Source organism: Herbaspirillum huttiense, assembly GCF_004367745.1.
GTDB lineage: Bacteria > Pseudomonadota > Gammaproteobacteria > Burkholderiales > Burkholderiaceae_D > Herbaspirillum > Herbaspirillum huttiense.
On sequence record NZ_CP037993.1, the window covers coordinates 3,693,255 to 3,710,014 of the forward strand.

The 16,760-nt window shown below is 65.4% G+C and carries 17 protein-coding genes; 10 read left to right on the forward strand and 7 right to left on the reverse strand.

Features of this window, described 5'->3' with window-relative positions; translation table 11 throughout:
* Positions 1 to 31: 31 nt before the first annotated feature.
* Positions 32 to 805 (forward strand): YdcF family protein, encoded by a 774-nt coding sequence (locus E2K99_RS16605; protein ID WP_420840832.1) that lies wholly within the window; start codon positions 32 to 34, stop codon positions 803 to 805.
* A 250-nt stretch (positions 806 to 1,055) separates the two neighbouring features.
* Entirely contained in the window at positions 1,056 to 2,864 is a 1,809-nt protein-coding gene (locus E2K99_RS16610) for a methyl-accepting chemotaxis protein (RefSeq protein ID WP_134222926.1), read from the forward strand.
* Positions 2,865 to 2,925: 61 nt separating this feature from the next.
* Here the strand turns inward: E2K99_RS16610 and E2K99_RS16615 are convergent, their stop codons facing one another.
* Genes E2K99_RS16615 through E2K99_RS16635 form a run of 5 tightly spaced genes read right to left on the reverse strand, consistent with a single transcriptional unit; the run spans position 2,926 to position 6,361 of the window.
* Entirely contained in the window at positions 2,926 to 3,813 is an 888-nt protein-coding gene (locus E2K99_RS16615) for an HD-GYP domain-containing protein (RefSeq protein ID WP_199725121.1), read from the reverse strand.
* Positions 3,810 to 4,394: a chlorite dismutase family protein gene (locus E2K99_RS16620; RefSeq protein WP_205703689.1), complete on the reverse strand. Its 585-nt coding sequence runs from the start codon at positions 4,392 to 4,394 to the stop codon at positions 3,810 to 3,812. Before E2K99_RS16620 ends, E2K99_RS16615 begins: the two co-directional genes overlap by 4 nt.
* An 18-nt stretch (positions 4,395 to 4,412) precedes the next feature.
* Entirely contained in the window at positions 4,413 to 5,054 is a 642-nt protein-coding gene (locus E2K99_RS16625; RefSeq protein WP_134134565.1) for a DUF1109 domain-containing protein, read from the reverse strand.
* Positions 5,051 to 5,680, reverse strand: a complete 630-nt coding sequence (locus tag E2K99_RS16630; protein ID WP_039784802.1) for a sigma-70 family RNA polymerase sigma factor — start codon at positions 5,678 to 5,680, stop codon at positions 5,051 to 5,053. The genes E2K99_RS16625 and E2K99_RS16630 overlap by 4 nt, the downstream gene beginning before the upstream one ends.
* Before the next feature lie 15 nt (positions 5,681 to 5,695).
* Entirely contained in the window at positions 5,696 to 6,361 is a 666-nt protein-coding gene (locus E2K99_RS16635; RefSeq protein ID WP_227022575.1) for a DUF1109 domain-containing protein, read from the reverse strand.
* A 239-nt stretch (positions 6,362 to 6,600) separates the two neighbouring features.
* Here E2K99_RS16635 and E2K99_RS16640 point away from each other — a divergent pair, with 239 nt between their 5' ends.
* The 6 genes from E2K99_RS16640 to E2K99_RS16665 are packed head-to-tail and all read left to right on the forward strand — an operon-like array spanning position 6,601 to position 11,986.
* Positions 6,601 to 6,876, forward strand: a complete 276-nt coding sequence (locus tag E2K99_RS16640) for a BufA1 family periplasmic bufferin-type metallophore (protein ID WP_034336271.1) — start codon at positions 6,601 to 6,603, stop codon at positions 6,874 to 6,876.
* A 20-nt stretch (positions 6,877 to 6,896) separates the two neighbouring features.
* On the forward strand, positions 6,897 to 7,748 hold the full coding sequence (gene bufB / locus E2K99_RS16645; protein ID WP_134222927.1) for an MNIO family bufferin maturase: 852 nt from the start codon (positions 6,897 to 6,899) through the stop codon (positions 7,746 to 7,748).
* Complete coding sequence (locus E2K99_RS16650; RefSeq protein ID WP_134222928.1) at positions 7,745 to 8,500, forward strand: HvfC/BufC N-terminal domain-containing protein; 756 nt, start codon at positions 7,745 to 7,747, stop codon at positions 8,498 to 8,500. Before bufB ends, E2K99_RS16650 begins: the two co-directional genes overlap by 4 nt.
* Before the next feature lie 12 nt (positions 8,501 to 8,512).
* Positions 8,513 to 8,983 carry a DoxX family protein gene (locus E2K99_RS16655; protein ID WP_134222929.1) on the forward strand — a complete coding sequence of 157 codons (471 nt, stop codon included), beginning with the start codon at positions 8,513 to 8,515 and terminating at the stop codon, positions 8,981 to 8,983.
* A gap of 19 nt (positions 8,984 to 9,002) precedes the next feature.
* Positions 9,003 to 10,631: a methyl-accepting chemotaxis protein gene (locus E2K99_RS16660; RefSeq protein ID WP_240733738.1), complete on the forward strand. Its 1,629-nt coding sequence runs from the start codon at positions 9,003 to 9,005 to the stop codon at positions 10,629 to 10,631.
* Complete coding sequence (locus E2K99_RS16665; protein WP_240733739.1) at positions 10,628 to 11,986, forward strand: tetratricopeptide repeat protein; 1,359 nt, start codon at positions 10,628 to 10,630, stop codon at positions 11,984 to 11,986. Before E2K99_RS16660 ends, E2K99_RS16665 begins: the two co-directional genes overlap by 4 nt.
* Before the next feature lie 37 nt (positions 11,987 to 12,023).
* Here E2K99_RS16665 and E2K99_RS16670 read toward each other — a convergent pair whose 3' ends face one another.
* Positions 12,024 to 12,689 (reverse strand): peroxiredoxin-like family protein, encoded by a 666-nt coding sequence (locus E2K99_RS16670; RefSeq protein ID WP_134222930.1) that lies wholly within the window; start codon positions 12,687 to 12,689, stop codon positions 12,024 to 12,026.
* Between the two features lie 155 nt (positions 12,690 to 12,844).
* Here E2K99_RS16670 and E2K99_RS16675 point away from each other — a divergent pair, with 155 nt between their 5' ends.
* Both E2K99_RS16675 and E2K99_RS16680 read left to right on the forward strand, forming a co-directional pair.
* Positions 12,845 to 13,738, forward strand: a complete 894-nt coding sequence (locus E2K99_RS16675) for a LysR family transcriptional regulator (RefSeq protein WP_134222931.1) — start codon at positions 12,845 to 12,847, stop codon at positions 13,736 to 13,738.
* A 308-nt stretch (positions 13,739 to 14,046) separates the two neighbouring features.
* Positions 14,047 to 14,235, forward strand: a complete 189-nt coding sequence (locus E2K99_RS16680) for a hypothetical protein (protein WP_034333213.1) — start codon at positions 14,047 to 14,049, stop codon at positions 14,233 to 14,235.
* Positions 14,236 to 14,342: 107 nt separating this feature from the next.
* On the opposite strand, the gene E2K99_RS16685 is transcribed toward E2K99_RS16680, so the two are convergent.
* A complete protein-coding gene (locus E2K99_RS16685; protein WP_240733740.1) occupies positions 14,343 to 16,667 on the reverse strand; it encodes a TonB-dependent receptor in 2,325 nt (774 codons plus the stop codon).
* Positions 16,668 to 16,760: the final 93 nt, after the last annotated feature.

Here is a 16,760-nt window from a genome sequence, read left to right on the forward strand (position 1 = left end):
AATGCCGGGCTGTCTTCCCTTGCTGCCGCCCATGTCCATGTCCTTGCCGGTCCTGATCTCCGCCCTGGCCAGCAGCCTGCTGCTGCCGCCCGTCTCGCCCTTCCTGATGTGCCTGGCCGGGTTCTGGCTACGCCGTCGCGCACCCCGCACAGGCCTGGCGCTGATGCTGCTGGGGGCCATGATCCTGCTGGTACTCAGCACGCGGATCGGTGCCCTGTGGGTGATCCGGCCACTGGAAGCGCAATACGCTCCACTGGCCGGCGCCGGCAATGCGCAAGCCATCGTCGTCCTGGGATCGGGCCGGATCGACCAGGCACCGGAATACGGCGGCAGCGATGACTCCACCGCCATCGGCATGAAGCGCCTGCAATACGCGGCCTATCTGGCGCGCCACACCGGCTTGCCGCTCCTGGTCACGGGCGGCAGCCCCGACGGCTCGCCCGAAAGTGAAGCCGCGCTGATGGCGCGCAACCTGCAGCGCGACTTCGGGGTGCCGGTGCGTTGGCAGGAAACGCGCGCCGATACCACCGCCCAGAACGCCAGCTATTCCGCCGCCATGCTCAAGGCTGACGGCATCGAACGCATCCTGCTGGTGACCGACAGCATCCACATGCCGCGCGCCATGCGCGTCTTTGCGTATACCGGCTTGCAGGTGCAGGCCGCGCCGACCGTGTTCGCCGGGCGGTCGCGCCCGCGCCTGACCGACTACCTGCCGCGCGCCGGCAACCTGGAGCTGGCCAGCTACGCCCTGCGCGAGTGGGTCGGTCAGCTGTGGTACAGCCTCAGGCGCGCAGCGGGACAGTGAAAACAAGCGTTGCAGCACAAGCCAACTCATAAAATGAATGCCCTTGCGCCTCTTGTTCCGCCATTCAGCACAACGACAGCGGCGTAGAGTGACAAGGTCGCGCGCATTTCGTCCGTAAACGCCCGTGCACACTACTTGACCTAGCAACAACACGCTCACGCAAGGCGATGTACCCGGCCCGCCAGGCCAGGTGCCATCGTCCCGGCACAGCGATGCCAGCGAGCGCCTCTACACAATGGGAGATATCATCATGGGCCAGTTGTCCTTCAGTAAAAAACTGTGGCTGCCACTCGGTTTGAGCCTCATCGCACTGCTGGCGATTTCCATCTTCAGCGCTGTCATGGTGCGCGATGTGCGCATGGAAGAGCGCAAGAACGACCTCACCAACATCGGCCAGACCGCGCTATCCATGGTCAAGGGCTATGGCGCGCTGGCCGAATCCGGCGCGCTGACCAAGGAAGAAGCGCAAAAACGCGCCAAAGCCGCCGTGAAGAGCCTGCGCTACGGCACCGACGGCTACTTCTCGATTTCCACCTCGGCGCAGATCATCGTCATGCACCCGATCAAGACCGAACTTGACGGCAAGGACCTGACCAACTTCAAAGATCCGGCCGGCAAGAACCTGTTCGTCGAGATCACCAAGGCCGGCAGCCAGCCCGGCGGCAGCTTCGTCAATTACCTGTGGCCCAAAGTCGGGGCGGCCGAACCGGTGCCCAAGACCTCCTTCGTCATCGCCTATCAGCCCTGGGACTGGAACCTGACCACCGGCGCATACATGGATGACATCAACGCCGCCTTCCTGCGCACCCTGACGCAGATGGCCATCCTCTTTGCCGTGGTGGCGGCGGCCCTGGTAGCGCTGGTGATCGTGATCAACCGCGGCATCCTGCGCACCATCGGCGGCGATCCGGCCAAGGCGGCCGAGGTCGCCAACCGCATCGCCCAAGGCGACCTCACCCCCAACATCGAAACCGCACCGGGCGACCGGAGCAGCCTGCTTTACGCAGTGCGCAGCATGCGCGATTCGCTGCTGAGTACCATCGCCAACATCAAGACTTCGGCCGACACCATCGCCACTGCCAGCCAGGAAATCGCCAGCGGCAACCTCGACCTGTCGAGCCGCACCGAGCAACAGGCCGGCTCCATCGAGGAAACCGCCTCGGCCATGGAAGAACTGACCGCCACCGTCAAGCAGAATGCCGACAACGCGCGCCAGGCCAACCAGCTGGCCGAATCGGCATCGGAAGTGGCGATCCAGGGCGGCAGCGTGGTCGGCCAGGTGGTGCAGACCATGGAAGGCATCACCGACAGCTCGCGCAAGATTGCCGACATCATCGGCGTGATCGACGGCATCGCCTTCCAGACCAACATTCTGGCGCTCAACGCGGCAGTAGAGGCGGCGCGCGCCGGCGAGCAGGGGCGCGGCTTTGCGGTGGTGGCCTCGGAAGTGCGCTCACTGGCTCAGCGTTCGGCCTCGGCCGCCAAGGAGATCAAGTCCCTCATCGATGACTCGGTGGCCAAGGTCGATACCGGCAGCAAGCTGGTCGAACAAGCAGGTGCCACCATGACCGAAGTGGTGGCCAGCGTGCGCCGCGTCACCGACATCGTGGGGGAAATCAGCTCGGCCAGCCAGGAACAGAGCGCCGGCATCGCCGAAGTCGGCCGTGCGATCACGCAGATGGATGAGGGGACGCAACAGAACGCCGCCCTGGTGGAGCAAGCCGCCGCTGCGGCGCAATCGCTGCAGGATCAGGCGGCCACCCTGGCCGGTCTGGTCGGACGCTTCCAGATTGATGGCAGCCAGGCGCGCACCGTTGCGGCTGCACCGGCGGCGGTCAAGCCGGCCGCACGCCCGGCACCTGCCGCATCAGCGAGCGCTGCGCCGCGCAAGCCGACAGCGGCCCCGGCGGCACGTGCGACCATTCCAGCACCCAAGGCCGCCCCGGCCAAACCCGCTGCAGCAGCCGCGCCCAAGGCGGACGCTCCCGCAGCCAAGCCCGCTGGCAAACCGTCGCGCCTGCCTGCGGGCGACGATGAAGGAGATTGGGAAACCTTCTGAGCCTCCTTGCCTTGCGCACCACCAGCCCGCTTCATGCGGGCTTTTTTCATGGGGACGCCATTCACGCCAGGGCGGCGCGGCTTTCCCCCACCAGCCGGCTGATCAGCCCGGAGTCGGGTGCCACCGCCAGTGCGCGCGCCGTATCCTGCTTGCCGCTGGCCAGCAGGCCCTGCTCATTGGGAGCAATGGTGTATTCGCTATGGCAGGCCGGGCAGTACAGCGTATCGCCGGCCACGGCTTCCCGGGGCCGTACGATGATCGGGCCGCATGAGAGGCAGCGCTGCAGAGGAATGCCCTCATCGCTGTGGCCCACGATGTGGGCCAGTTCCGCATCGGCCTGCAGGCCAATGAAGCGGCGTCCCAACTCGGCATCGAACTGCTTGCCGAGCTCACCCTCGATGATTTCCATGGCCCGTGCAATCGGCATCCCGCTGCGATAGGGACGCGTGCTGGTCATGGCGTCGAAGGCGTCGCAGATGCCGACGATGCGCGCAGCCAGCGGGATGTCCTCACCGCGCCGTCCGAAGGGATAGCCGCGCCCGTCCGGTGTTTCGTGATGCAGCAGCACCGCCTCTTCGGCCAGGGCTGCCAGCGGGTGGCCCGCCAGCATGCGGTGGCCGATCTCGGGATGCGTCCTGATGACCGCGTATTCCGCCTCATCCAGCCGCGATTTCTTGCCCAGTACGGCATCGGGGATGCCGATCTTGCCGAGGTCATGCAGGAAGGCACCGATGGTGATGCGGGCCACCTGCTCCGCGGGCAGTCCGGCGGAATGCGCCAGCAGACGCGACAATCGCGCCACCCGCCACAGATGCCCGCCGGTATAGGGATCGCGCGCCTCCACCGCCCAGGCCAGCAGGAACAGGCTCATCAGCAGCTGCTCGTCATGCGCCGCCTGGCGCGCAGCTTTGTTGCGGGTGGCGCGCTGCCACAGTGAAAGCAGATTCATCCGGCAGCTCCTTGTCGGGCAGGCTCATCGTAGACCAGGCGGATATCGACCTCGCGATCAACGAACTGCCATTCGGCACTCCGGCGCAATCGCGCGACCAACTCTTCGAATGCTTCAGCGTGTTCCGGCGCGTACTCGAACCAGGTCAGGAAATCGAAAGGCTGGCCCAGTTCGCGCGCATGGTAGAGACGGCGCGCAATCGGTGGCAGGTACTCCAGCCCGATGGCGATGTGGTGCGACTGCTCCTCCAGGATCGCGCGGCGCTCATCCTGCGCCAGCGCCCACCAGGCCGGGTTCTTGCGGATCGGGATGAGGGCTGCGCAGCGTGCCTCGGGCCGCCCCAGGCCCTGCTGCACCGCGCCCAGCGTATCGAGTTCGTGCCGCGTGGCATAACGCGCATGACCGGTGGCACCGTCCAGGCGCCACTTCACGCCGGGCGTAGCGGTGGACTGCGCCTCGCCGGGACCGGCGACGGCAAGCCTTCCCGCCATTGCCAGCGATTCGCCGACCACGGCGTCGACGCGCAGGATACGCCAGCCTCCACTGAGACCAGCGACGAATGCGGTATGGATCACGCTCATGCTCAATCGCTCCAGGACTTACCAGCGCAACAGGCGCGGACCCAGCAGCAGGCCAAGTGCTGCCGGAATGAGGATCCCGAGGAAATACCAGATTCCCCAGAACGGCACGCCCATCTCCGGGCAATGCAGGCAATACACCATGGTCGCCGTGGCACCGGCCAGCAGGCCAGCCACCGCACCGCTCAGGCGCAGCCGGGTCGGGGCCATGCCGCGCACGGCCCAGAAGATGCCGATGAAGAGTGGAATCGACAGCAGCGCGATGTTGAACGGGCAGCTGCGCCAGCTGATCCCCATCAACAGCGGCAGCCGCTGGGCTACCGGTGCACTGAGCAACACGGCTGCGCCACCGAGCCACACTGCCATGGCAGGCAGGGCGATGCCCGCCCAGTTGGCACCCACGCGCAATCCCGGACGCACCAGGCGTCGCAGCACCAGCATGGCCCCCACGGCCAATGTCGTGGGAAAGGCCAGCTTGATCCAGAACAGCGGCACGCCCAGCATCACCGCCAGATCGGGACGCAGCCCGTAGATCTTCAGCATCAGCAACAGCGAACCCAAGCCGCCCAGCACCAGGGCCTGGGCCATCTGCTTGACCGGCAAACGCCGGTCCACCGGTGCCACGCCGCTGGCCATCATCGAAATAAGGTCTTCAGTCTTCATGCTTGCAGTTTCTCCCGGATCTTCAGGGCCAGGGCCTTGAGGCCACGATGGATGCCGACTTTCACGGCCGATTCCGACATCCCGGTCAGTTGTGCCGTCTCGGCCACCGACAGGCCTTCCAGCTTGACGTGAACGATCGGCAAACGCTGCTTGTCGGGCAGTTCCTCCAGCAGCGCACCGACATCGCGCCGCGCCTGCGCCGGTTCATCGTCACAGGTGGTGAGCAGGTCGTGCTCTTCGTCCAGCGGGTCGTTGAAGGCTTCGCGGCGCGAACGGGCGCGCAGGAAGTCCATCAGCTTGTAGCGCGCGATGGCATGCACCCAGGCCGTCAGCGGCTGATCGGGGCGATAGGTATGGCGGGCGTTGTGGATGGCCAGCAGGGTTTCCTGCACCACATCCTCGACGTCATCCTGCAGATGCACCAGGCGCTTGCGCAGGAAGGCACGCAGGCGGCCGCTCAGTTCGGCCAGAAACTGGCGATAGGCCACGGCGTCGCCGTCGAGACCGGCCAGCAGCAGCATGCGCAGGCGCTCCTCGGCGGGATGCGAGGGCTTGCCGGGACGGCCTGCCACCTCATCCGGCAAGGCCGGTCCGCCAGTCGCCAACAGGAAAGGACTTTCAGTCATGGGCACGCCACCAGATCACCAACGAAGCAGCCACGGGCCGCACAAGGCGCCGGCCCCCGTCGGCAGCGCCACCCCCAGTACATACCAGACACCCCAGAACGGCGGCGCCATCTCCACGCAATAAAGCGAATAGACTAGCACGCCCTGTGCGCCGGCCACCAATCCAGCCACCGCACCCGCCGCACGCAATTGCGTGGGGGCCATCCCGCGCAGGAACCACAGCATGCTCGCCAGCGTGGGCAAGGACAGCAAGGCCACATTGGCCGAACACACTTCCCAGCTGCTGCCCAGCAGCAGGTCCAGCCGCTGCGAGGGCGGCGCCAGCGCCAGCCAGCTGCCACCGGCCAGCCACAGCAAGGCCGGTGGCAGCAGCAGTCCTGCCGCCGGAGCCAGCCCCATGCGCATGCCTGGCAGCGCCAGGCGCGAGGCAGCCAGTTGTCCGGCCAGCAAGGCCGCTAGCGGGAACGAGACCTTCATCCAGAACAGCGGCTGCTGCAACAGTTCACGCAGGTCGCTGCGCACCCCATAGAGTATGGCCAGCAGCAGGGCCGCACCCATCAGGCCCAGGGCCAGCGCCACCGCCATGCGCGCGGCCACGTTGCGCACCAGGCTGCGCTGGACGGGGCCGGGGGGCTCGCCCGTTCCGGTTGCCAGCATGTTGACCAGTTCCATCGTTTTCATTCACATCCCCTTAGTGCCCCTGCGGGCGGACTGCGCAATGGCGCGCTCTCTTTTGTATTCGTTCACAACAGCGCTGCGGTTACAGCAGACGCGAAAAATAATTTTTTCAAAAAATCTTCATCGCGCTGTAACCGGCCAGCCACTCCCTGCGAATTAACAAGCAGATCGGACGCAAAGCAGCAGCAAGCGAAACGCCGGTCAGTGTCATCTTCCACTTCATCCATTTTCAGGAGCACACCATGAACCACTTCGTCGCCACCGCCGCACTGACCCTCGCCACCCTCGCCTCCGGCGTCGCCATGGCCCAAGACAAGCAACCGATGAACAAGACCGCCGTCGAGAAGTGCTATGGCGTCTCCATGGCCGGCCAGAACGACTGCAAGGCCGGTGAAGGCACCACCTGCGCCGGCACCGCCAAGATGGATTACCAGGGCAATGCCTGGAAGAACGTCCCGGCCGGCACCTGCACCTCGATCAAGACTCCGCGCGGCATGGGCTCGCTCAAGCCGGTCTGATCGTTCCGGAGCCATCGGCCATGACAACGTCACCCCTCACCGCCGGCCTGGGTCTCAAACCCCAGCATTTCGATGCAGCGCTGGCCTGCAAGGCAGCGGGACTGTGGTTCGAAGTCCATCCGGAAAACTACCTGATGGACGGCGGCCCCCGCCTGGCATGGCTGCAGGCGATCCGGGAGCAGCATCCGGTGGCCCTGCACGGGGTGTCGATGTCACTGGCCGGGCCCGACGCGCCCGATCCCCTGCATCTGCGCAAACTGGCACAACTGGTGTCGCGCATCGAACCGGTGCTGGTCTCCGAACACCTCGCCTGGTCGCGCATCGGCGGCCACTACCTGCCCGACCTGCTGCCGGTGCCGCGTACCAACGACACACTGGCACGCCTGGCTGACAACATCAGCCGCACCCAGGATGTGCTGCAGCGCCGGATCGCGCTGGAGAACCCGTCGCATTACCTGCACATGGAGCAGCACAGCTGGAGCGAGCCGGACTTCCTGCGCGAACTGGTGCGCCGGACCGGCTGCGGCTTGCTGGTCGACGTCAACAATGTGCACGTGAGCGCCTGCAATCTCGGCACCGACGCGCACCACTACCTGGACCAGTTGCCGTTCGATGACATTCTCGAAATCCATCTGGCCGGCCACAGTGCCGATGCCAGCCTGCCCGGCCTGCTGGTCGATTCCCATGACGCCCCGGTTGCGGCAGCGGTCTGGGAGCTCTACGCGCATCTGCTGGCACGCACCGGGGAGTGTCCCACCCTGATCGAACGGGATGGCAACGTGCCCGCGTTCGACGTGCTGCTGGCCGAGCGCGACATGGCCGGCACCTTGCTGCATCCGGCAGCGGCCACGCACGAGGAGCAAGCCGCATGAATGCCCCCGACCATCGCTACTACGCCAGCTTCCTGCAGGCCCTGCTGAACGGGCAGAGCGACGACCCAGGCGTTGCCGCGCTGCTGGCGCAACCGGCCTTCGCGATCTATCGCAATACCGTCTTCAAGGGCTGCGTCGACGCACTGCTGGCCAACTATCCGGCGGTGCACCGGCTGGTCGGCAGCCCCTGGATGGAGTCTGCAGCGCAAGCCTTTGCGCGCGAGCACTTGCCACAAGAAGCCAGCCTCATCTGCTATGGGGCGGGCTTTGCCGATTTCCTTGCCACGCTGGAAGCAGCACGGGAATTGCCTTACCTGCCGGGCGTCGCCACCCTGGACCGCTGCTGGACCGAAGCACACCTGGCCGCCGATGACCCGCTGCTGGACGTCTCGGCCCTGCACACCGCGCTGACCGCCGGCCAGGACATCAGGCTGGTACCGCATGCCGCCAGCCGCTGGCATCACGATCCGCAGCATCCGGTCTACACCATCTGGAGCATCAACCGCAGCGATGCTGACGACACAGAAATCGCCCCCGAATGGCAGGGCGAAGGAGCCCTGCTCACGCGGCCGCACGGCCAGGTGCAATGGCAGCCGCTGAGTGCGGGCGCATCACGCTTTCTCGATGCCTGCCGCGATGGCTGCGGCATCGCCAGCGCTGCCGGCCAGGCGCTGGCCCGGGAGCCCGGCCTGGAGATCGGCACCATGCTGGGCCAGTTGATCCAGGCCGATGCCTTTACCTCGTTTCACTGAACGGAGACTTCCATGAACCAGCCCGCCACCCTGCCTGCCGACGTGCAGCCCTCTCCCTCGCTGTGGTCGCGCGCCGCCGACCTGGCCACGCGGGTGATCAGCGACAACGTGCTGACGCTGGTCGCCCGCGTGGCGATCGCAGCGATCTTCTTCCTCTCGGGCCGTACCAAGGTCAGCGGTTTCCTTGACATCAAGGACAGCACCTATGTCCTGTTCCAGGAGGAATACCGCCTGCCGCTGGTACCGCCCGACCTGGCGGCACACCTGGCGACCTATGCGGAACACTTCTTCCCGCTGCTGCTGATCCTCGGCCTCTGCACCCGGGGCGCGGCCCTGGCCTTGCTGGGCATGACCACCGTCATCGAGATCTTCGTCTATCCCGATGCCTGGCCCACGCACCTGTCCTGGGCCGGCTTGCTGCTGCTCCTGATAGCACGCGGTGGCGGTGCCTGGTCGCTGGACCGGCGCCTGGGACTGCGTTGATCACGGGGAGGAAAGCATCATGTTGACCAGAATAAAGTTGCGTACCGGCCTGATGCTGGTACTGGGACTGTTGACGCTGGCGCTGTGGCTGGCTGCCGGCATGGCCTGGCAGGGTGCGCGCTCGGCCAGCCGCGCCACCGCCGCGCTGATCGAACTCTCGGACCGCCACATCCAGCCGCTGCATGACACCGAGCGCCTGTTCCTGAACACCCTGATCAACATGGACAATGCCTACATCAACCTGGTCAAGGGCGATGAAATCAAGTCCAACGACTACAGCCGGCGCGCCTCGGCAGCCCTGCAGGACGCACGCAAGGCCTTCGATGGCTATCGTCAGGGATTGACGCCATCGGCACTGGCGGAACCGGAAGCGCTGCGCGTCTCGGCTGCCTACGACAGCTACATCAAGGTATTGAACCTGCGCGAGGTCGCCCTCTATGACGTATCGCTGGAGGACTACGCCGCCGCCACCGTCAGCGCCGAAGCCGCCGACCGCGAATTCGCCGCCACGCTGCGCGCCGTGATCCAGCATGCGGAACAGGTCAAGGATGGCCTGCGCCTGGCCTCCGAACGCCGCTCGGACCAGGCCACACTGCTGGCGGTGGCCATGCTGGCGGCCTCGGTCCTGCTCATCGCGATCTGCTGGCTGCTGTTTGATCGCCTGCTCTTGCAGCCGCTCAAACGCGCAGCCGACCATTTCGACCGGATCGCCGATGGCGACCTGAGCCAGGCGGTGCAAGGCATCTCCGGCAATGAAATCGGCGTCCTGCTGGCGGCTCTGCAGCGCATGCAGCATGGCGTGGCCCGTACCGTGGGCGACATTCGCGAAGCGACCCGGGACCTGCATCACGGGGCCGCCGACATCGCCCAGGGCAACGGCGAACTGGCACAACGCACACAAGCCCAGGCCAGCACGCTGGAGACCACCGCCGCGACACTGGAACGGCTCTCCGGTGCGGTGCGCAACAATGCACAAAATGCCGAGCGCACCAACGCGCTGGCCGCTGCTGCCGCCAGCGATGCCGAGCGCGGCGGACAGGTCATGAGCGGCATCGCCGGGGCGATGGCCCAGGTTACCGCCGGGGCGGGACGCATTTCCGACATCGTCAGCCTGATCGACGGCATCGCCTTCCAGACCAACATCCTGGCATTGAACGCCTCGGTCGAAGCCGCCCGTGCCGGCAGCCAGGGCCGGGGTTTCGCGGTCGTGGCATCGGAAGTGCGCTCGCTGGCACTGCGCAGCGCCGAGGCCGCTCGCGAAGTCAAGGACCTGATCGCCACCTCGATCGGTTCCGTCGACCAGGCTGCGCAACAGGTCAAGGAGGCCGACCAGGCCATCGTGCAGATCGTGCAGTCCTTCGGCAACGTCATGACCACCGTCAACGAGATTGCGATGGCAACGCGTGAGCAGGCCGAGGGGATTTCCCAGGTCAGCCTCAGCCTGGCCGAGATGGATCGCGCGACCCAGCAGAATGCTGCCTTGGTCGAACAGACCGCTGCTGCCGCCGATGCCCTGACCGAACGGGCGGCCACACTCACGGCGTCGGTGGCGGTGTTCACGCTGACCGCACCGGCAGCGGTGATGCTGGCCGACACGGACGGCAGTCCCGCTTTGCCACTTCCTCCGCTGGCCGCGTTGAGTCAATGAATTCACCCCGCATGACCGAGATCAAGACAAGGAGCGAACCCATGCCGTCTACCGGGGTCCTGGAAGAGCTGATTGAAGAAAGCTTCACTTCGGCCTTCAACCACCATGCAGCGGGCCGCCTGCAAGCTGCCGAGGAGGACTATCGCCTGGTCCTCGCCATGGAGGAGCAGTACGCCCCGGCCCAGCACTACCTGGGCGTACTGCTGCACCAGTGCGGACGGCACGAAGAAGGCCTGGCGCTGATGCACGAAGCCGCGCGTACCAGCCCGCCCGATGCCGACTGGAGCAATGATCTGGGCAACGTCCTGTTCGCCTGCGGGCGCTTCGACCAGGCGGAGCTGGCCTATGGAAAAGCCCTGGCCTTGCACTCCGACGATGCCCAGGTGTGGACCAACCTGGCCGCCGCACGGCGGGCGCAACATCAGCCGCAGGCCGCCATCGCTGCCTGCGAGCAAGCTTTGCTGCGGGATCCGCATTGCCTTGCAGCCCTGCATCAGTTGGCCGAGCTCTACGCTGCGCTGGGCGACCGCATGCAGAGTTCGCGTTACCAGTGCCTGGCCTTCGTACTGCCTCCGCATGAGGGGAAGTCACGCGAGCTGCTGGCCATTTCCTTCTACTTCCTGGGACGGATGGAAGAAGCGGCGCAAGTCTGCCGCCAGTGGCTGCAGGAAGAGCCAAGCCACCCCATCGCCAGCCACATGCATGCGGCGTACGCGGGTCTGCCCAGCCACAGCGTGCCGCGCGATTACATCGTGCGTCGCTTCGATGAGTATGCCGATCACTTCGACAGCAACCTGGTCAGCCACCTGGACTATCGCGGACCGGAAGTGCTGGGCACGTTGCTCAACGCCTTCCTGCCGGGGATGGCGCCAAGTGTGGTGCTGGACGCCGGCTGCGGCACCGGGCTGTGTGCGCCGGTCCTCGCGCCTTACGCGCTGGCACTGGAAGGTGTGGACCTCTCCCCCAACATGTTGCGTCATGCCGCGCAACACCCGCAGTACACGGCGCTGGAACAGGCGGACGTGGTGGAATGGATGGCAGCCCATCCGGCACGCTATGGCCTGATCGCCGCCTGTGACGTGCTGATCTACTGCGGGGAGCTGGCGTCCTTCTTCGCAGCGGCGCGATGCTCCCTGCAGCCGCAGGGCCATCTGATCTTCACGGTGGAACTGGCTGGTGAAGAACACGCCGCACCCTACACGCTCCATCCCAGCGGCCGCTTCCGCCACCAGCGCAGTTATGTCGAACACTGCCTGCAAGCCGCGGGCCTGGAGGTGCTGCTGGTGCGCGAAGAAAGCCTGCGCGTCGAAATGCAGCAAGCCGTGCCGGGACTGGTGGTCCTGGCACGGGGGTGAACGATCGCGCCGGAGCGCCGGCGCGACTTGGCCGCGCTCAGCCGATCGCGCGAGCGATGGCCGGCAACATGTCCGACGGTTCCGGACGGCGGGTGTAGTCTGGATTGACTTCGGCATAAACGATCACGCCATCCGGCGCGATCACGTAGCGGGCCGGCATGGGCAGCGTCCAGCTGGCATCGCCATTGAAAGCCGGCAATTCATTCTTGAGCGAGCGATACAGCTCCACCAGATAATCCGGCAAGGTGAAGCGCAGTCCGAAGGCGGCGGCTACCTCATTGCCCGCGTCCGAGAGGATGGGGAATTCCAGGCCGTTCTGGCGCATCGCCTTGCGGCTGTTGGCCGGCAGCTGCGGCGAGATCGCCACCAGGCTGGCTCCGGCCTGCTGCAACTGCGGCAGCACTTCCTGCAGCGCCTGCAATTCCATATTGCAGTAAGGGCACCACACACCACGATAGAAACTCACCGCCAGCGGTCCTCGGGCCAGCAGCTCGGCGGAGGAGACCGGCTTGCCATCCGGATCGACCAGCGTGAACTGGGGTGCACGGTCACCCGCCTTGAGCGCCCGTGCGGCCGCCCCTGATGCGATCAGTTCATCGGTGGCGCGCTGCATGGTGGCAATGACCGGTGCGGGTACATTGTAGGGTGGCTTGCCGGCCACGAAGTCGGCTTTGAAGGCGTCCAGCTTGTCTTGCAGAGTCATGATGAGGCTCCTGTCATTGAGGTCGGTAAATGGGATAAGGCTGCTCGGCGGTGTTCCTCACCACCGATGCAGCGCATTCTGGTCCTCTTCTGACGGGAATGGCAGACAGGCAATGGCTATAATGCTTATTCCACTTTGGAATAAATGAGATCACTATGGATCGCTTGCTGGCCATGACGGCCTTTGTACGGGTGGTGGAGGCGGGATCGTTCTCGGCGGCGGCGCGGGTACTGGGCGTGGGACAGCCGGCAGTCTCCAAGACCGTGGCGCAGCTGGAAGACAAGCTCAAGGTCAGGCTGCTGCTGCGCTCCACCCACGGTCTCACGCCGACCGAAGCGGGGATGCGTTTCTTCGAGCGCGCCCGCGTGGCCATCCAGGAAGCGGAGGAAGCCGAACTGGCCGCACGCGGTGCCGGCGCAGGCCTGGCCGGACGCTTGCGGGTTTCGGCCGCCCCCACCTTTGCGCGGCTGTTCGTGATTCCCTTCCTGCCGCTGTTTCTGGCACGTCATCCGGCACTGGAGGTGGACGTGATCCTGGATGACCGCACCATCGACCTGGTGGCCGAAGGCATCGACGTCTCGCTGCGCATGGGGAACCTGGCCGATTCCGCCAGCGTCGCGCGCAAACTGGCCACGACGCGGCGCTCGGTACTGGCTACCCGCGCCTATCTGGAGCGGGCTCCGGCACCACGGGTACCGGCAGATCTGGCCAGGCACGAGACCCTGGTCTTGAGCCAATTGGACAATGTCTGGACCTTCACCCGTGCCAGTACCGCAGTCTCGGTCATGGTGCAGGGGCGGGTGCGTTTCAACGCCGCCGAGGGCATCCGCGCGGCCGTGCTGGCCGACATGGGTCTGGCCATTGCCTCTGACTGGATGTTCGCCCCTGAACTGGCGGCCGGCAGCGTGGTACGCGTCCTGGAAAAATGGACGCTGCCGGACATCGCCCTGTGGGCGGTCTTTCCCACCGGCAGGCTGGCCAGTGCCAAGGCGCGTGCCTTTGCTGATTTCGTCGAGGAGATCATGCTGCAGCAGCAGATCCTGACCTGAAGCAGGCGTCGATCAGGACGCGTGGCATGGATCCTGCATCGCATCGCGGCAAGCCTGCCGACCCAAGCATGCCAGGACGGCAACGCAGGGGCACGAGCCATATCCACCGTGCAACACGGATGAAGAAAGTTTCACTTTTTGTCGCACTTTTAGACCAAGGTACAGTCGTACCGGCATCCGGCATGGCTTAGAATAGCCAAAGCTCACGACGTAATCGATTGGTACGCACCGGCTTGATGCGCGATGAATTTCCCCTTTTCGTCGCCCTGGACAGGCCGCCAAGGTGCGACATCTGAAAAGGAAACGTAATGACGCAGTCACCCAAAAACATCTCGGCCCTGATGTGTGAGCTCAGCGTGGCGCTGGCGGAATTGTCGGAGAAGATGAGCAATCTCTCGGTCACGCTGGAAAATTCCTACCTGGAATCCAACGCTCCGGAACCGGCCGCCCTCATGGAAGCGGCCCGCGAAACCATCGAGAAGGCGCGCGGCAGCTGAGTCCACGCCGCGCCAGCATCTCCCTTCAACTCACCTCATCCGGCAGCCGGATTCCTTCCGGCCTGCCCGGCTAGCCGGCCACTCAGCCACAGCAGCGGCCTCCCTCATCAAAAGTCATATTTCAGCTCGGCAAAGACCGTGCGCTGCGGGAAGGGATGGAACAGGAAGTAATCCCGGTTGGTCAGGTTGTCCACGCCCACCGCACCGCTCCAGTGGCGGTCGATGCGATAGCGCACGCGGGCATCGAACACGGTATAGCCATCGAAGCCCTGATAGGTGTGCGTGTTGATGTCGGTATTGTCGACGGTCGCGTAGACCCGCCCGCTGTAACGCCCTGCCACCGTATAGGTCCAGCGGTCATCCGGCTTGTAGCTGGCCACCAGCGTGGCGCGCCATTCCGGCACGTAGGGCGTGCGCTTGCCCACCGAGGTCGCGCCCGCCGTGGTGGCGACATAGCCCTTGTTTTCCAGGATGCGGGCATCGACCCAGGTCACGCTGCCGTTCAGCGAGAAACCGCGTACCAGCAGATCGTTGCGCTCGAAGGCCGCCTCGATGCCGCGCTGGCGGGTGCGATCCACGTTCTGCGTGAAGGAGGCTACACCGCTGCCGATGGTGGAACTCTGCGAAATCAGCGCATCCGAAACCCGCTCTTCGAACAGCGAAACGCGCCACTTGCCCTGCCCTTCCTGCAACTGCTTTTCGATGGCCAGTTCGGTGGACCAGACTTTCTCGGGCTTCAGGTTGGGATTGGCCTGCAGATAGACGCCATTGAGCAGCACGTTCTGGTACAGCTCGCCCACGGTCGGGAAGCGCAGCGCCCGGCCGGTGGAGAGCGTCGTCACCCAGTCGTCCGCCAGGGCCCAGGCCAGCGAGGCTTTGGGCGAGAGTCCGCTGTGGCTGACCTCCGGCTGGTTCACCGCGAAGACGGTGCTGCCTGAGGTCGAGACATTGCGGCCATCGAAGGCACGCCACCATTCGTACCGTGCGCCCAGCGTGGCCTTCAGGGAAGACGACAAGCGCCACACATCCTGTGCCCACAGCGCGGAAGTCTCGGTCTTGCCGCGCGAGTCGGAGGCCAGCGTGCCATTGCCGCCGCTGATCCAGTTGCTGGTGTTCCAGGTCGGCGTGGCCAGGGTGTAGCGATCCACATGCGCACCAAAGCTGATGACCTGGGCACTGCCCTGTGGACGCCAGATGCCCTTGGCATCGACCGTGCTCCAGCCGGTGCCGCTGGCATCGGCGATGGTGCCGGCCCCGCCGCTCTGGCCGGCCGGGAAGGTGGCCGTCGAGGTGCGCGTCAGGTCACGCGACGCGGACAAGGTCGACGCCGCCAGTTGCCAGTCCCACTCGCCCCCGGTCTTGCTGCGCAATTCCAGCGATTGCATCCATTGCTGCTGGTCCACGTCGTTGCTGGAAAAGCCGCTGGTATAGGCCGTGGCGCCACTGGCGGTCTTCAGGAAACTCTGCGGATTGGCGCTGGCCTGGTTCTGCCAGAAGCCCAGGGTATAGGTGGCCGTGAGCGCTGGCGTGAAGTCGTAGGAGACCTTCAGCCGCGCCGTGTCCTGCACCGTATGGGTAAGATTGCCGGCCCCCAGCACATACAGGTTCTTGCCGGTACGATCCTGCGCCAGCACCGCGCCGGTAGTGCCGGCCGGCAGGCTGGTGGCAGTGATGTAGGTCACCGGCTGCGAGTAGCTGTCCAGATGATTGACCGAGAAGCGCCAGGCCAGCGCCCCGCTGCGATTGCCCAAGCCGACGTTGTACTCCTGCGCGCGATAGGTACCGGACGCGCCGTACTGACTGAAATCCTGCTGCGCATATTGCGCCTTGATGCTGGCCTCGAACTGCTGCGGCATGCGCGTGGTGATCTCGGTGACCGCACCGTAGGAATTGCCCGGATACTCCGCCGCAAACGGTCCATACATCACGTCGATGCGCTCGATCTCTTCCGGTGCCACCATGAACCAGCGCGGCGAGCCATTGCCATTGTTGTTGTTCACCAGCGCCGAGAGCAGGATGCCGTCGGCATAGATCAGGCTGCGCGCACTGGCGTTCACGCCCGTGGTGCGAGTGGCCAGCGGGGATTGCGTATCGCCGATGTAGCGCTTGCGCACCGAGAGGCTGGGCAGATACTTCAGCGCATCCGAACTGTCGGTGACGTTGATGCTGTTGGCAGCGGTATCGGCAGTGACGCTGGCCGTGGTCTGCGGCAGTTGCTTGCGCTCGGCGACCGAGCCACTGCTGCGCACTTCGATGGTGGGCAGGGTCGAGGCCTCGCTGCTGCCGTCACTGGCGGCGGCCTGCTGGGCCAGGGTGCTGCCGCTCCAGGCGCAGAGCACGGCCAGCAGCAAGGGATGCAGGCGAAGCGGACGGGAGACGGCAGAAGCCGGCGAAGACGGAGACAATGAGGAGCAAACAGGCAGCGTGTTCATGGCGAGGATGTCTGGCTTTTCTTGGTGTTGTGAGGGAAGCGCGCGCAGCCGCACCCGCGACCGCCGTGACGTTCGCACTCCCTGTTTTTTTCA